General features: G+C 55.8%; 13 protein-coding genes. All 13 read left to right on the forward strand.

Going from position 1 to position 14,337, the window contains the following annotated elements; genetic code table 11:
• The first annotated feature begins 26 nt into the window (after positions 1–26).
• A complete protein-coding gene (gene xerD / locus DYE26_RS02100; RefSeq protein WP_036621833.1) occupies positions 27–959 on the forward strand; it encodes a site-specific tyrosine recombinase XerD in 933 nt (310 codons plus the stop codon).
• Between the two features lie 80 nt (positions 960–1,039).
• Positions 1,040–2,227: a phosphopentomutase gene (locus DYE26_RS02105; protein ID WP_036621834.1), complete on the forward strand. Its 1,188-nt coding sequence runs from the start codon at positions 1,040–1,042 to the stop codon at positions 2,225–2,227.
• A gap of 20 nt (positions 2,228–2,247) precedes the next feature.
• Positions 2,248–3,075: a purine-nucleoside phosphorylase gene (locus DYE26_RS02110; protein ID WP_036621836.1), complete on the forward strand. Its 828-nt coding sequence runs from the start codon at positions 2,248–2,250 to the stop codon at positions 3,073–3,075.
• Positions 3,076–3,104: 29 nt separating this feature from the next.
• Positions 3,105–4,436: a pyrimidine-nucleoside phosphorylase gene (locus DYE26_RS02115; RefSeq protein ID WP_036621839.1), complete on the forward strand. Its 1,332-nt coding sequence runs from the start codon at positions 3,105–3,107 to the stop codon at positions 4,434–4,436.
• Between the two features lie 310 nt (positions 4,437–4,746).
• Positions 4,747–5,934 (forward strand): D-alanyl-D-alanine carboxypeptidase family protein, encoded by a 1,188-nt coding sequence (locus tag DYE26_RS02120; protein ID WP_036621840.1) that lies wholly within the window; start codon positions 4,747–4,749, stop codon positions 5,932–5,934.
• Between the two features lie 93 nt (positions 5,935–6,027).
• Entirely contained in the window at positions 6,028–6,381 is a 354-nt protein-coding gene (gene spoIIAA / locus DYE26_RS02125) for an anti-sigma F factor antagonist (protein WP_036621841.1), read from the forward strand.
• Between the two features lie 2 nt (positions 6,382–6,383).
• Complete coding sequence (gene spoIIAB, locus DYE26_RS02130; protein WP_036621843.1) at positions 6,384–6,833, forward strand: anti-sigma F factor; 450 nt, start codon at positions 6,384–6,386, stop codon at positions 6,831–6,833.
• An 11-nt stretch (positions 6,834–6,844) separates the two neighbouring features.
• Positions 6,845–7,600: an RNA polymerase sporulation sigma factor SigF gene (gene sigF / locus DYE26_RS02135; RefSeq protein ID WP_036621844.1), complete on the forward strand. Its 756-nt coding sequence runs from the start codon at positions 6,845–6,847 to the stop codon at positions 7,598–7,600.
• A 220-nt stretch (positions 7,601–7,820) separates the two neighbouring features.
• Positions 7,821–8,528: a purine-nucleoside phosphorylase gene (deoD, locus tag DYE26_RS02140; RefSeq protein WP_036621845.1), complete on the forward strand. Its 708-nt coding sequence runs from the start codon at positions 7,821–7,823 to the stop codon at positions 8,526–8,528.
• 653 nt (positions 8,529–9,181) lie between these two features.
• Positions 9,182–10,999 carry a sensor histidine kinase gene (locus DYE26_RS02150; RefSeq protein WP_051985379.1) on the forward strand — a complete coding sequence of 606 codons (1,818 nt, stop codon included), beginning with the start codon at positions 9,182–9,184 and terminating at the stop codon, positions 10,997–10,999.
• Positions 10,974–12,257 (forward strand): response regulator, encoded by a 1,284-nt coding sequence (locus tag DYE26_RS02155; RefSeq protein ID WP_082207734.1) that lies wholly within the window; start codon positions 10,974–10,976, stop codon positions 12,255–12,257. The genes DYE26_RS02150 and DYE26_RS02155 overlap by 26 nt, the downstream gene beginning before the upstream one ends.
• Positions 12,258–12,528: 271 nt before the next feature.
• Positions 12,529–13,470, forward strand: coding sequence for a carbohydrate ABC transporter permease (locus DYE26_RS02160; protein ID WP_051985380.1), 942 nt, complete (start codon positions 12,529–12,531; stop codon positions 13,468–13,470).
• Entirely contained in the window at positions 13,471–14,313 is an 843-nt protein-coding gene (locus tag DYE26_RS02165) for a carbohydrate ABC transporter permease (protein WP_036621848.1), read from the forward strand.
• The last annotated feature ends 24 nt before the right edge of the window (positions 14,314–14,337 follow it).

Here is a 14,337-nt window from a genome sequence, read left to right on the forward strand (position 1 = left end):
TGACCATAGAAAGGGGGGCGCGGAGCATGGAACAATATGCGGCCTCTTTTATTGCATTTTTGGTGGAGCGGCGGGAATTAAGCGGTTCGACGCTGGAAGCCTACGCACGGGATGTGAAGCAGTACATAAATTATTTGCGGCGGCGGCGGGTGGAGCATTTCCGGGAAGTGACGCGGGCCGGAATCCAGCTTTATTTCTCGGCGATGAAAGAGGAAGGCAAGGCTCCCGCCACGGTGATGCGCGTGTCGGTGACGCTGCGCGCTTTTTTCGAGTATTTGCTGCGGGAGCGGGTGATCGATCAGGACCCGTTTGTCATGGTGGAGCTGCCGAAGCTCGACAAAAAGCCGCCGCAAACATTAACGGTGGAGGAAACGGAGAAACTGCTGGAGACGCCGGATCCGGCCGCTCCGCTGGGCCTGCGCGACAAAGCGATGCTGGAGCTGCTGTATGCGACGGGAATCCGCGTGTCCGAGCTGATCTCGCTGGACGTTCGGCATGTGGATACGGCGCTGCGGTTTTGCCGCTGCCGCGGAGATAGCGGGAAGGAGCGCATCATTCCGTTTGGCAGTGTGACGGCGGAATGGCTGGAACGCTATTTGCGGGAAGGCCGGCCTCATTTGGCGCAAACGGAGGACGAACAGGCGCTGTTTCCGAATCGGCGCGGCGGGCGGATCAGCCGCCAGGGCTTCTGGAAGGTGATCAAGAAATACGGGCAAGAGGCCGGAATTAACGCCGACATTACGCCCCATACGCTGCGGCATTCCTTTGCCGTCCATCTGCTGGAACGCGGAGCGGACGTAAGATCGGTGCAGGAGATGCTGGGCCATGCCGATATGGCCACGATCCAGATGTACTTAAATCAAGCGAGACCGAACCTGAAATCGGTGTATGACGCCGCCCACCCGCGTGCCGGGCGCAAGCCGGAGCAGGGGAAAGGCACGGCGGCTCCGTCGTATTAACCGGCGGTATGGTTTTGGCCTGGCAAGGAATAACTAAGCAGCGAACATTAACGAGGTAGTTCAAAAAGGAGAGATCCCATATGCAAAACGGAAATCGGTTCAGAAAAATATCGGTGATCGTGCTGGACAGCGTCGGAATCGGCGAGCTGCCCGACGCGGCGCAGTTCGGCGACGAGGGGGCGCACACGCTTGGTCATATTTTGCAAACGGCTCATGGCACCAAGCTGCCGAATCTGCAAAAGTTGGGCCTCGGCAATATCGCGGAGCTGCCGAATTTGGCTCCTGCCACAGACCCTGCCGCCTATTACGGAAAGATGGCGGAGATTTCCGCGGGCAAGGACACGATGACCGGCCATTGGGAGCTGATGGGGCTTAAAACCGAAACGCCGTTTCAAACGTACCCGAACGGATTCCCTCAGGACTTAATCGCCCGTTTCGAGCAGGAGACCGGCCGCAAGGTGATCGGCAACAAGCCGGCTTCGGGGACGGAGATTTTGGTCGAGCTCGGGGAAGAGCACATGAAAACGGGGGCGTGGATCGTGTATACGTCGGCGGACAGCGTGTTTCAAATCGCCGCGCACGAAGAGATCATCCCGCTGCCCGAGCTTTATCGCGCGTGCGAAATCGCGCGCAAGCTGACGCTTGAGCCGGAGCATTCGGTCGGCCGGGTTATCGCCCGCCCGTTCGTCGGCTCGCCGGGGAACTTCCAGCGCACGCCGAACCGGCACGATTACGCGGTGAAGCCGCCGGAGCCGACCGTGCTGAACGCGCTGAAAAACGCCGGTAAAGAAGTGGTGGCTGTCGGCAAGATCGGCGACATTTTCTCCGGCGAAGGCATTACGGCGTCGTTCCCGACGAAGAGCAACCGGCACGGCATCGAGGAAACGCTGCAGCGCCTGGATCAGGATTTTTCCGGCCTATTGTTTACGAATCTGGTCGATTTCGATTCCCTGTACGGCCATCGCCGCGATCCGCAAGGATATGCCCGCGCCTTGGAGGAATTCGATGCGGCTGTGCCGGATCTGCTCGCCAAAGTCGGCGAAAACGACCTGCTGGTGATTACCGCGGACCATGGCAACGATCCGGTCCATTCCGGGACGGATCATACGCGCGAATACGTGCCGCTGCTCATTTACGGGCCGTCCTTAAAGAACCCGGGCAGCCTCGGGGTGAGGGGAACGTATGCCGATCTGGCGGCCACGATCGCGGACAATTTCGGCGTTCAGGCCCCTGAGCACGGCATCAGCTTTTTAAGCCAATTGAAATAAGATACGGGAGGACCATGTGTATGACGACAACTTTAACGATAGGCATGATCCGGGACGCGGCGGACTATATCCGCTCCCGGGCGGCGCACACGCCGAAGGTGGGCCTTATTTTGGGCTCGGGCCTCGGCGTGCTCGCCGATCACATCGAGCAGCCGGTCACCATCGCCTATAAGGACATTCCTTATTTTCCGCAATCCACGGTGGAGGGGCATGCGGGCGAGCTGCTGATCGGCACCATTCAGGGAACGGCAGTCGTGCTGATGAAAGGCCGTTTCCACATGTATGAGGGATACGGCCCGGAGCTGACGGCGTTTCCCGTGCGCGTCATGAAGGAGCTTGGGGTATCGACGCTGCTGGTGACCAATGCGGCCGGTGGCGTGAACACCTCCTATTCGCCGGGCGATTTAATGCTGATTTCGGACCACATCAACCTGACCGGCAAAAATCCGCTCATCGGGCCAAACGATGGGGAACTGGGACCGCGCTTCCCGGATATGTCCCAAGCGTACAGCCGGCGGCTGCGGGAAACAGCCCGCCAGGTCGCTGGCGAAAAAGGCGTTCCGCTTCAGGAGGGCGTCTATGCCGGGCTGCTGGGTCCGTCATACGAGACCCCGGCGGAAATCCGCATGCTCCATACGCTGGGAGCTGACGCGGTCGGGATGTCGACCGTTTCCGAAGTAATCGTCGCCAGACATGCGGGGCTTGAGGTGCTGGGCATTTCCTGCATCAGCAACATGGCTGCGGGGATCTTGGATCAGCCGCTTTCCCATGCGGAAGTCATGGAGACGACCGACCGCGTGCGCGAGAAATTTTTAAGCCTTGTTTTGGCCATTATTCCTAAAATGTAATCCCATAAGAAGAACGGAGGTAAGGATCGATGAGAGCTGTAGATCTGATCCGCAAAAAAAGAGACGGCCAGGAGCTGACGACCGAGGAGATCGGCTTTTTGGTCCGGGGGTACAGCGAAGGACGGATTCCCGACTATCAAATGTCCGCCTGGGCGATGGCCGTTTATTATCAAGGCATGAGCGCGCGGGAGACGGCCGATTTGACGATGGCGATGGCTTCGTCCGGCGAAACGATCGACTTAGGTTCGATTCGCGGCGTCAAGGTGGACAAGCATTCCACGGGCGGCGTCGGGGACAAAACGACGATCGTGCTCGGTCCCTTGGCGGCGGCGGCGGGCGTGCCTGTCGCCAAAATGTCCGGCCGGGGCTTGGGCCATACCGGCGGAACGATCGACAAGCTGGAAGCGATCTCCGGATTCTCCGTTGAGCTGGGCAAGGAGCGGTTCTTTCGGCAAGTGAACGAGCTCGGCCTCGCCGTCGTCGGCCAAAGCGGGAATATGACGCCGGCCGACAAGAAGCTGTACGCGCTGCGCGACGTCACCGCGACGGTGGACTCGATACCGCTGATCGCCAGCAGCGTCATGAGCAAAAAAATCGCCGCCGGCGCCGACGCGATCGTCCTGGACGTCAAAACGGGCAGCGGCGCGTTTATGAAGACGCTGGAGGATTCGATTCGCCTGGCCAAAGCGATGGTCGATATCGGCACCCAGGTCGGACGGCGCACGGTGGCGGTGATCAGCGATATGGACCAGCCGCTCGGCTACGCGATCGGCAATGCGCTGGAGATCAAGGAAGCCGTCGCCACGCTGCGCGGCGAAGGGCCGGCGGATTTGGAGGAGGTCTGCCTGATTTTGGCTTCCCACATGCTGATTCTGGGCGGAAAAGCGGCTGACGAAGAAGAAGCCCATGCGCTGCTGAAGGCTAAACTTCAAAGCGGCGAGGCGCTGGACAAGCTGAAGGGCATGGTTTCCGCCCAAGGCGGCGATACGTCCCAGATCGATCGCCTTGACCTGCTGCCGAGCGCCGAGCTGCAAATCGAGGTGCGTTCCGAAAGCAAAGGTTACGTCGATTCGATCCAGGCCGAGGAGATCGGACTGGCGGCGATGATGCTCGGTGCCGGACGGGAAACGAAGGATTCCGTCATCGATCTGGGCGCCGGCGTCGAACTGCGTAAAAAAATCGGCGATCCGGTCGAAATCGGCGACACGCTGGCCGTGCTGCACTTAAACCCCGCCCGCGAGAGCGGCCGGGCCGAGGCGGAACGCCGGGTGCTGGGAGCTTACGGCATTTCGGGGACGAAGGTTCCGAGAAGGCCGCTGGTGTTTGCGCTGGTCACGCCGGACGGCGTCAAAAGGTTCTGAGAGGTAGTTCAAAAAGTCGTCTTTTGAAGATTTAAGAATGAATAGTCACCGAAGCGTTTCTTCCTTAAATCGCAAGAAAAACTTCAACTCAGGGCGGTCTGTTTCTTTGATTGTTCGTCGATCATCCAACCTTCTCGGTGCTGAAAAGCCGACTTTTTGAACAATCAATAGAGCTTTATACGGCATTTTCCGGAAATCGCGGGGTTCGCGATTTCCGGGAGGTGCCGTTTTTTTGCGTTCAGGAATAAAATCCCACTTTGCAGCCGATACTAGGTTAGCAGAATCCAGAGTTTTTAAAGGGGGACTAATCTTGAACAGACGGCTGTTAATCTGGTTAGCCGCGTTCGTTCTGGCCGTTTCGGTTTGGCCGAATTACGCATTCGCCAACCACGGCGGCCCGCATGAAGAAGATGACGCTATCGCTCTGGCGGACAATGCCCGATCCGCCGTGCTGATCGATGCGGATACCGGCACGGTAATTTACGAAAAGCAGAGCCATGAGCAATTGCCTCCGGCCAGCATTACGAAAATCATGACGATGCTGCTGACGATGGAGGCGGTCGACAAAGGGACGCTGAAGCTGAGCGACAAGGTGACGGCCAGCGAATACGCTTCGTCGATGGGCGGCTCGCAAATCTTCCTGGAGCCGGGCGAAGTGATGACGGTGGATGAGCTGCTGAAAGGCGTGGCGATGGCTTCCGGGAACGACGCCTCCGTGGCGCTTGCGGAAAAAATCGCCGGCTCGGAGAAAGCGTTCGTGAGGCTGATGAATGAACGGGCCAAGCAGCTTGGCATGAAGGACACGCATTTTGCCAACTGCAACGGTTTGCCGGTGGAAAATCACTACAGTTCGGCTCACGACATCGCCATCATGAGCCGGGAGCTGTTGAAGTATGAGGGGATCACGAAGTATACCGGGGCTTATCAAGATTACTTGCGCCAGGGCACGGAAAAGCCGTTTTGGCTTGTCAACACGAATAAGCTCGTCCGCTTCTACAGCGGCGCCGACGGTCTGAAGACCGGCTACACCTCGGAAGCGAAGTTTTGCTTGGCGGCTACCGCCAAACGCGACGGACTGCGCCTGATCGCCGTCGTGCTCGGCGAACCGAATACGAAGACGCGGAACAGCGAAGTTTCGGCGATGTTCGATTATGCTTTTTCCCAATATACATTGCATCCGATATATCAAGCCGGGGAAACGATCGGCAAGGTGAAGGTGCAGAAGGGGATGAGCGCGCAGATCGACCTGACCGCCGCCAAGGCGCTCAATGTGCTGGTAAAAAAAGGCGCTCCGGCGGAAAGCATTACGCACAAGCTGATCGCTCCGGAAAAATTGGCGGCGCCGGTTAAAGCGGGGCAATCGATCGGCAAGCTCGTCGTTTATCAGGACGGAAAGGTGCTTACCGAATTTGAGCTGACCGCTCCGGCCGATATCGGTAAGGCGGGCTGGTGGACGCTGTTCAAACGGACGGCCGCACACTTGTTTTTTGTAGATTAATAGGGCTTTTCTTCTAGTTTTGTCACCCGGCAGGAATCGGCCGGCGGGCCGTAGAATTGTTGTGTTCATGTCAGGGAGGAGAGTGAACAAAACGTGAATTTGCATGTGGAAATGGAAACGCGCCGCGACACGCTGATCGTACGCTTAAGCGGAGAATTGGACCATCATACGTCGGACGGCGTCCGGATGCGGATGGACGAAGAGATCGCCCGGGGGAACTGCCGCAATCTCGTTTTAAGTCTCAAAGAACTGCAGTTTATGGACAGCTCGGGGATCGGCGTCATTCTCGGAAGATACAAGCTGATCAAGCAAAAGGGCGGCAAAATGGTCGTGTGCGACGTGAATCCGCCGGTTTACCGGTTATTGGAAATGTCGGGATTGTTTAAAATCATGCCGATCTTTGAAAACGAGGGATTGGCGCTTTCGGATTTGGAGGTGGCCCTGTGAGCATGAATCAAGGCAGCAATTTTATGTCGCTCAAGTTTGCCGCCAGATCCGAAAACGAATCGTTTGCCCGGGTAACGGTGGCCGCATTCGTATCGCAACTCGACCCGACAATGGACGAGATTACCGATTTGAAGACGGTTGTGTCCGAAGCGGTGACGAATTCGATCATTCATGGCTATGACGGAAATCCGGATGGGATTGTGACGATTTCCGCCGAGATTGAAGGCGATACCGTCACGCTGATCATCGAGGATCAGGGCCGCGGAATCGAAGACGTGGAGCTGGCCAAACAGCCGCTGTATACGTCCAAACCTGAGCTGGAGCGCTCCGGCATGGGATTTACGATCATGGAAAACTTCATGGACGAATTCGACGTCGTGAGCGAAGTGGGCGGCGGCACACGCATCCGGATGAAGAAAAGGATTGTATCCAAGAAAGCTTTATACAATTAGGGGTTGGATCTATGGATGCCGAAGTGAAGCAAACCTCGAGAGAGTTTTTGGACGACGCGGAAGTAAAGCGGTTAATCGCTCTGAGCCAGGCAGGGGACAACGCTGCCAGGGACCGGCTGGTAGGCTGCAATATCCGGCTCGTCTGGTCGGTCGTGCAGCGGTTTATGAATCGAGGGTATGAACCCGAAGATTTGTTTCAAATCGGCTGCATTGGACTGCTGAAGTCGGTGGACAAGTTTGACCTCAGCTACGATGTAAAGTTTTCGACCTATGCGGTTCCGATGATCATCGGGGAAATTCAGCGTTTTTTGCGCGATGACGGGACGCTGAAGGTCAGCCGGTCGCTGAAGGAAATGGCCAACAAAGTGCGCAAGAAGAAGGATGAATTGTCGAAGCTGATGGGCCGTCTCCCCACCGTCAAAGAGGTGGCCGAGGAGCTTGGGGTGACGCCGGAAGACGTTGTTTTTGCCCAGGAGGCCAATAAGCCGCCGGCTTCCATCCATGAGACGGTATTTGAAAACGACGGGGATCCGATCACGCTGATGGATCAAATCGCCGACGAATCCCAGGAACGCTGGTTCGACAAGCTCGCCTTGCACGAGGCGATCGACGGTTTGACCGACCGGGAACGGCTGATCGTGTATTTGCGGTATTACCGGGACCAGACCCAGTCCGAGGTCGCTACGCGGCTGGGCATCTCCCAGGTGCAGGTTTCCCGGCTGGAGAAAAAAATACTGCAGAACATCCGCGATCAGATCGCGCAATAACGGTTAAGTTAACGGGCAGTTAACAGGCAAATGAATAGAGCCGAACCCTTCCAGGGATGAAATCCCCTCCAAGCAGGCGTTGCCAATGCGGCGCTTTGACTTGGAGGGGATGTTTTTGTGTTCGCGACTGCAACAGCTCGCGTATTCTATACGGGCGATGCGACATCCTATATAATAGAAGCATGTTCGACTATAAATTGAAAGCAAGGAGATTTTAACGATGAGTGTACATATCGCTGCCAAACCGGGCGACATTGCGGAAACGATTCTTTTGCCGGGCGATCCGCTGCGGGCGAAATTTATTGCTGAAACGTATTTGGAAAATGCAATATGCTACAACGAAGTGCGCGGGATGCTCGGATTTACCGGAACCTACCAAGGCAAAAAAATATCCGTCCAAGGAACCGGCATGGGCATTCCCTCCATTTCGATTTACGTTAATGAATTGATCAAGGAATACGGGGTCAAAAATTTGCTCCGCGTTGGCACCTGCGGCGGGATGCAGGAGCATGTGCATGTGCGAGACGTTATTTTGGCCCAGGCTTCCTGCACGGATTCCAGCATGAACCGCCATGTGTTCGGCGGCTTTGATTTTGCCCCGATCGCCAGCTTCCCGCTGCTCAAAACCGCTTACGAGTTTGGCGTCAAAAAGGGGCTGAAGCTGCATGTCGGCAGCATTTTCAGTTCGGACATGTTCTACCGCGACGATACGACCGTCACGAAGCTGCTGATGAAATACGGCGTGCTTGGAGTGGAGATGGAGACGACCGCGCTCTATACGCTGGCCGCCAAATACGGCGTAAACGCGCTGACGATTCTGACGGTGAGCGACCACCTGTTGACCGGCGAGGAGACGACCGCCGAAGAACGGCAGACGACCTTCAAGCAGATGATGGAAGTGGCGCTGGACACCGCGGTGACGTTGTAAGATCAAGCCGGATTTCAGAAGTAGAGGGACCGCACTGCCTGCGTTTTATGGAGGCCGCGGAAATAGCGGTAAAAATGATCCTTATTTTCGTCAAAAAAGGCGACATGACCCCAATAAAGGCCTTTTTTACCATTGCCATTGCATTAACTTTTGCTCAAGGTTTTTTTACAAGCGTTGGCTTTCCGAATCGATACTGTCCGCCCGCCGGAAATCTAACGGTTGCAGCAGCGGCTATTTGCCGAAAAAAGACCTTTTCGAAATGCTAACGGTTGCCAGCGCCGTTATTTGCCTGAATCCAAGCAAAAATTACCGGTTTTCGGCGAAATAAGCTCCATGGCAACCGTTACAATTTGAAATCAACGGTATTGGAACAAATAGCGCTTGTGGCAACCGTTAGAATATTGGTGCAGCTAAAAAATGCCGTCACCATCCACACTTCAAAAAACCGCCTGAGAAAATTCTCCGGCGGTTTTTTGGCGTTATGGGCATTCTCATTGAATTTTGTTGGCCTTATGTTAAACTCATGGATTGACCGATGGCTTTAGCAACGGCTGCCGTTTCAAACTAAAATAAAATGAGAACGCTTTCCTGACGTATGGTGCGAGCCGGCTGCCGCTAATGTTATCCAAATTGTCCTGGGGAGGAGACAAGCTATGAAAAGAATTTTTACCGATCGGCCGATCCAGTCCAAACTGCTGATTTCTTTTTTGCCGATATTGGTGCTGTCGGTGGCGATGACCGGATGGTTTTCTTATCTTTCGGTTGCGGGGAAGCTGCAGCAGACGACTTATTATTCGCTGTCCGATCTGGTCCAGCAAACCTCGCTGTTTCTGGACGACAAATTCGCCACGGTGTTCGAGCAGTTGGTGAGCATTGAGGACCATCCTTCGTTCCGCAGCATTTTGGCGGGGGAAGGGCAGGGCTACGACCAGCGCCGTTATGACGACATCATCGGGCTGCATGACCGCTTCGAGGAGATTTACCATACTTATTTTCAGATGATCGATTCCATTTATGTCGGCTTCAACAATGGGCGTTCATTTAATTTGCAAAAAGAATTCGTCCCCCGCCGGGTGAGCGCGGACCTTGCCGATTGGGTGGGCGAATATCAGCAGGCCGAACGCGGTTATTACTGGCTGAACAGCCATCGGGACAGGGTGTTCGATACGGTAGAGTCGCGAAAGGTGCTGAGCAATTTCAAGATCATCGGCACGCCAAGCTCGGAAGTGAGCGGACTGATTCTGATCAACCTGCGGGAGAGTTATTTTCGCGACATTATGGAAAACGTCAAAATCAGCCCAAGCGGGACGCTGGCGCTGATCAGCCCGGACGGGACGCTGTTCTCCAAGCCGCTGGACGAGCGTTACGAAGTTGCCGAGGAGACGATCGCAGAGCTGCGGTCGCTGGCCGGAGAACGGGGGAGCCTGACCGCGCGGAGCTCCAGGGGGGAGAAGCTGACCATCGCCTACGACACGCTGCCGCTGAATCAGTGGGTGCTGGCGGCGATCGTGCCGGAACGCGATATTTTGGCGGGTGTCCATTCGATTAAATACATATCTCTTGGGATTACGCTCATCGTCCTGCTCGTGTTTATGATCGTGGCCGCCTGGGTGGCCCGCAAGCTGACGGACCCGATCCGTTACTTGTCCAAACAGGTGAAACGCTTCGAGCAAGGCAATATGCAGGTGAACTTTCAGCTCGATGAGCGCAACGAAATCGGGGTGCTGGCGAACGGTTTGGCCAGTCTGTCGGAGGCGGTCCGGCAGCTGCTGCAGGAGGTCCGCGACAAAGAGCGGCAAAAACGCCGCATTGAGCTCCATGCCTTGCAGGCGCAAATACAACCGCATTTTTTGTACAATACGCTGTGTTCGATCAAGCACCTGATCGATTTGCGGGAGAAGGAGAAAGCGTCGCAAATGGTCGCGGCGCTGACCCGTTTTTTCCGCATCGGCATCAGCAAAGGGAAAGAGGTTATTCCGATCGGTGAAGAGATCGAACATGTCCGCAGTTATTTGCAAATCTTGCACCTGCGCTACAGCAAAGATTTCGAGTTTAGGATTGATGTGGCGGACGAGCTGCTTACGCTATCCATCCCTAAGCTGACGCTGCAGCCGTTGGTGGAGAACGCGATTTACCACGGCATCAAAACGAAGCGGGGCCGGGGGACCGTTTCCATTAGCGGGCGCCGGACGGGCGGTAAAGCGATCCTGGAAGTGTACGACAACGGCTCGGGTATCGCCCCGGACAAGCTGGAGCGGCTAGCGGGTTCTATCCGGGCCGACAGAATCGATGAAGCCGAAGAGCCGATCACTTACGGTCTGCGCAATTGCCACCGGAGGCTGGCGCTGCATTTTGGCGCTCCGTATGGTCTAAAATTGGAAAGCGTGCACGGGGAATACACCCGGGTGATCGTTGAATTGCCTTTTACGGAGAAGGGGGAGGAATATGACAGTGAAGCTGCTGATCGCTGACGACGACGAGTGGATTTGCGAAGGGCTGAAGCGAAATATCGATTGGAGCGTGGCCGGGGTAGAGTTGGTCGGCACGGCCTCTGACGGTGAAGCCGCCTGGGAGCTGGCGCTTGAGCTTACGCCGGACATCGTGCTGACGGATATCCGCATGCCTTTTATGGACGGGCTGGAGCTGGCCGCGAAATTGCGGGAGCTGAGCCCGCGGGTCAAAACGATTTTCCTCACGGGTTACGACGATTTCAACTACGCCAAACAAGCGCTGAACTTGCAGGCGTTTGACTATATTTTGAAATATGAGGACAACGGCAAAATTTTGCAAACGGTCGTTGCCGCCGGAGAGCGTCTGCTCCGGGAACGGCAGGAGGAGGAAAAGTTAAGCAAAAGCCGGACGCTGATGGAAAATCAGCTGTTTGCCCATCTGTTTGAAGGCTGCTTTAACGGGGAGTGGGTGTCGCGCGAGCTGGAGCTGTTGGGCTTGAAGCTGTGCGGGAATGATTTTCAGGTGGCCGTCATCCGGCCGGAAAATTTGATGCGTTACTCCAGATCCGCCGATTACGAAGAAATCGACCTGCTGTTATTCTCCATCCGCAATGTATGTACGGAGTTGCTGGTGGACGGCGGCGATGGCGGCGCCTGGCCGCAGTGTTTCTTCGCGGTTTACAACCGGCAGGCGAATTTGGTCTTCTGCTTGCCCCAGCCCGGCGCTGCGGTCGAGCTGTTGCCTTTGCTGGAACGGACGCGGCGGGCGCTTGCGCAGGTACTGAAAATTCCGTTCAGCATCGGATTGGGCGGATGTTTTTCGGGGTATGACGGGATCGCCGCATCATACCGTGAAGCGCTGGCGGCGGTTCAGGTCCGGGAGGTGGCCGGCGAACCGGGGGTTTTTGTCAGCGGCGAGATTTTATCGCAGCAGAGCTCGCATCAGCTCTTGCTGAAAAAAATGGAAGCCTACATTCACGCCCATCTCTGCGACGAGAGCCTGAGTCTCACGGCCATCGCCGCCGCGGTGCACATTTCGCCCCCCTACGTCAGCACATTGTTTAAAAAATACAAACAAGTCAACCTGGTCGACTACATCATCTCGGCACGGATGGAGCGGGCGGCGGAAATGCTGGTGAAAACCGATTTCAAAGCGTATGAAATTGCCGAAAAGACAGGTTATTCGAACCCGCACTACTTCAGCGTTCTTTTTAAAAAGCATCACGGGCTGTCCCCGACGGATTACCGGAAGAAGCATCAGCCGCCTCAACCATTTTGATCATTTAAAGTGGTAGTTCAAAAAGTCGTTTTTTGATCACGAAGCTGGTCAGGAAACGGGCTCGACATCGAATCTTGAAATTCAGCCGGGCCTTCCGGTGCTCACGTACCCAAAACGTACGCGCTCCTGACGTCCCTAGCTTCATCCAACCTTCTCGGTGCTGAAAACCCGACTTTTTGAACACGTATTTAAAGAAAACAAACATTATTTAAAAAATATTGAATTCCGCCGTCTAACGGGTCTGGATTACGATAGACGCGGAGGTGCTGTTATGGAGACAACAAGACAGGCGCAAAGCGCGGGGTCAGCCCCGGCTGCTGGCTTAACGCGGGGCGGCAGGGAAAAAGAGAGATTTCTGCCGTATCTGTTTATCGCGCCTACGCTGCTGTTGATTGCGGGAGTGATGGTTTTTCCCATCCTGCGCGTGTTTGACCTTAGCCTGCAGAGCTACGATTTCACTCGTCTGCATGAGGCCGGGTATATCGGCCTGGCTAATTTTCGCCGTATTTTCACGGAGGACGCGCTATTTTACGAATCGCTTGGCATCACCGTCAAATGGGTGCTGCTGGAGGTGGCGCTGCAGCTGATATTTGGGCTGATCGTTGCTTTGCTGCTTCATGAGAGCTTCAAGCTGCGCGGGCTGGTGCGCTCGCTCGTGCTGATTCCGTGGGCGGTGTCCGGGGTGCTGACGACGATGTTGTGGTCGCTGATGTATAACCAGCATATCGGGGTCATCAACGATCTGCTGATGCGGCTTGGTTTGATCAAGGAAAATATCGCCTGGCTGGCCAACACGGACACGGTGTTCGGCTCGGTCATCGTGGCCGAGCTGTGGCGCGGCATTCCGTTTTTCGCGATTACGCTGCTGGCCGCACTGCAGACGATTCCCCGCGAAGTGTACGAATCCTGCGAGGTGGACGGCGCGGGCAGGTTCCGCAAACTGCTGCATATTACGCTGCCGTATTTGAAGGAGTCGATCGTGTTCGCCACTTTGCTGCGGGCGATTTGGGAATTCAACTCGATCGACATGATTTTCACCATGACCGGCGGCGGACCGATGAATATGACGACAACGCTGCCGATTTACATGATGAAGACGGCGATTCTGGAAGGGAATTACGGATACGGATCGGCGCTCGGAGCCGTCACCTTCCTGCTGCTGCTGGTGTTTGTCGTCGTTTACTTGAGACTGAACCGATCGGAGGCGGTGTAAATGAGCCGGCGATGGGGCCGTATCGGGGCCAGGCTGCTGCTGTTTTATGTCCCGCTGGCGTTAACGCTGTTGTTTGTGCTCGTTCCGTTTTTATGGGCGCTGTCGACTTCGCTGAAGCGCGAGTCCGATGTCATAAGCAGTGCGGTTTCTTACATCCCGCAACCGGTAACGCTGGAAAATTACGTAAAAGTGTGGACGCAGAACAATTTCTCCGGTTATTTTCTCAACAGTTTGCTGGTGTCGGTGGTGTCGGTCGCGGTGATCACCGTGCTGGCCCTGCTGAACGGTTATGGGCTGAGCCGCTTCAAGTTCCGGGGACGGGGGGCGTTCATGCTGATATTGCTGGCCACGCAAATGATGCCGGTGATCCTGTTCGTCATTCCGCTGTTTCTCATTTTCAAAAATTTAGGACTGATCAACTCGCCGCTGGCGCTCATCCTGTTTTACATCGTGTCGCAGGTGCCGTTCAACACGATCCTGATGCGCGGGTTCATCTCCGGCACGCCGCAGGAAATCGACGAGGCGGCGATGGTCGACGGGGCCGGGCGGATGCGGATTATCTTCTCCATCATCACGCCGATTGTGCTGCCGGGGATCGTGGCGACGAGCGCGTTTGCGTTTATCGGCGTGTGGAACGAATTTTTGGTCGCTTTTTCCTTTATTACGACGCCGGAGCGCTTTACGATACCGATCGGGCTGAAATTTATGATCGGCGAATTCAGCGTCGAGTACGCCTCGCTTGCGGCGGGCAGCATCATCGGACTGATCCCGCCGGTACTGCTGTTTATGTACATCCAGCGCTATTTGATCCAGGGCCTTGGCGGGGGCGCGGTTAAAGGTTAGTCCGGGCCCGGCGCCAAATCTATT

The sequence above is a fragment of the Paenibacillus macerans genome, assembly GCF_900454495.1.
In the GTDB taxonomy this organism is placed as follows: Bacteria; Bacillota; Bacilli; order Paenibacillales; family Paenibacillaceae; genus Fontibacillus; species Fontibacillus macerans.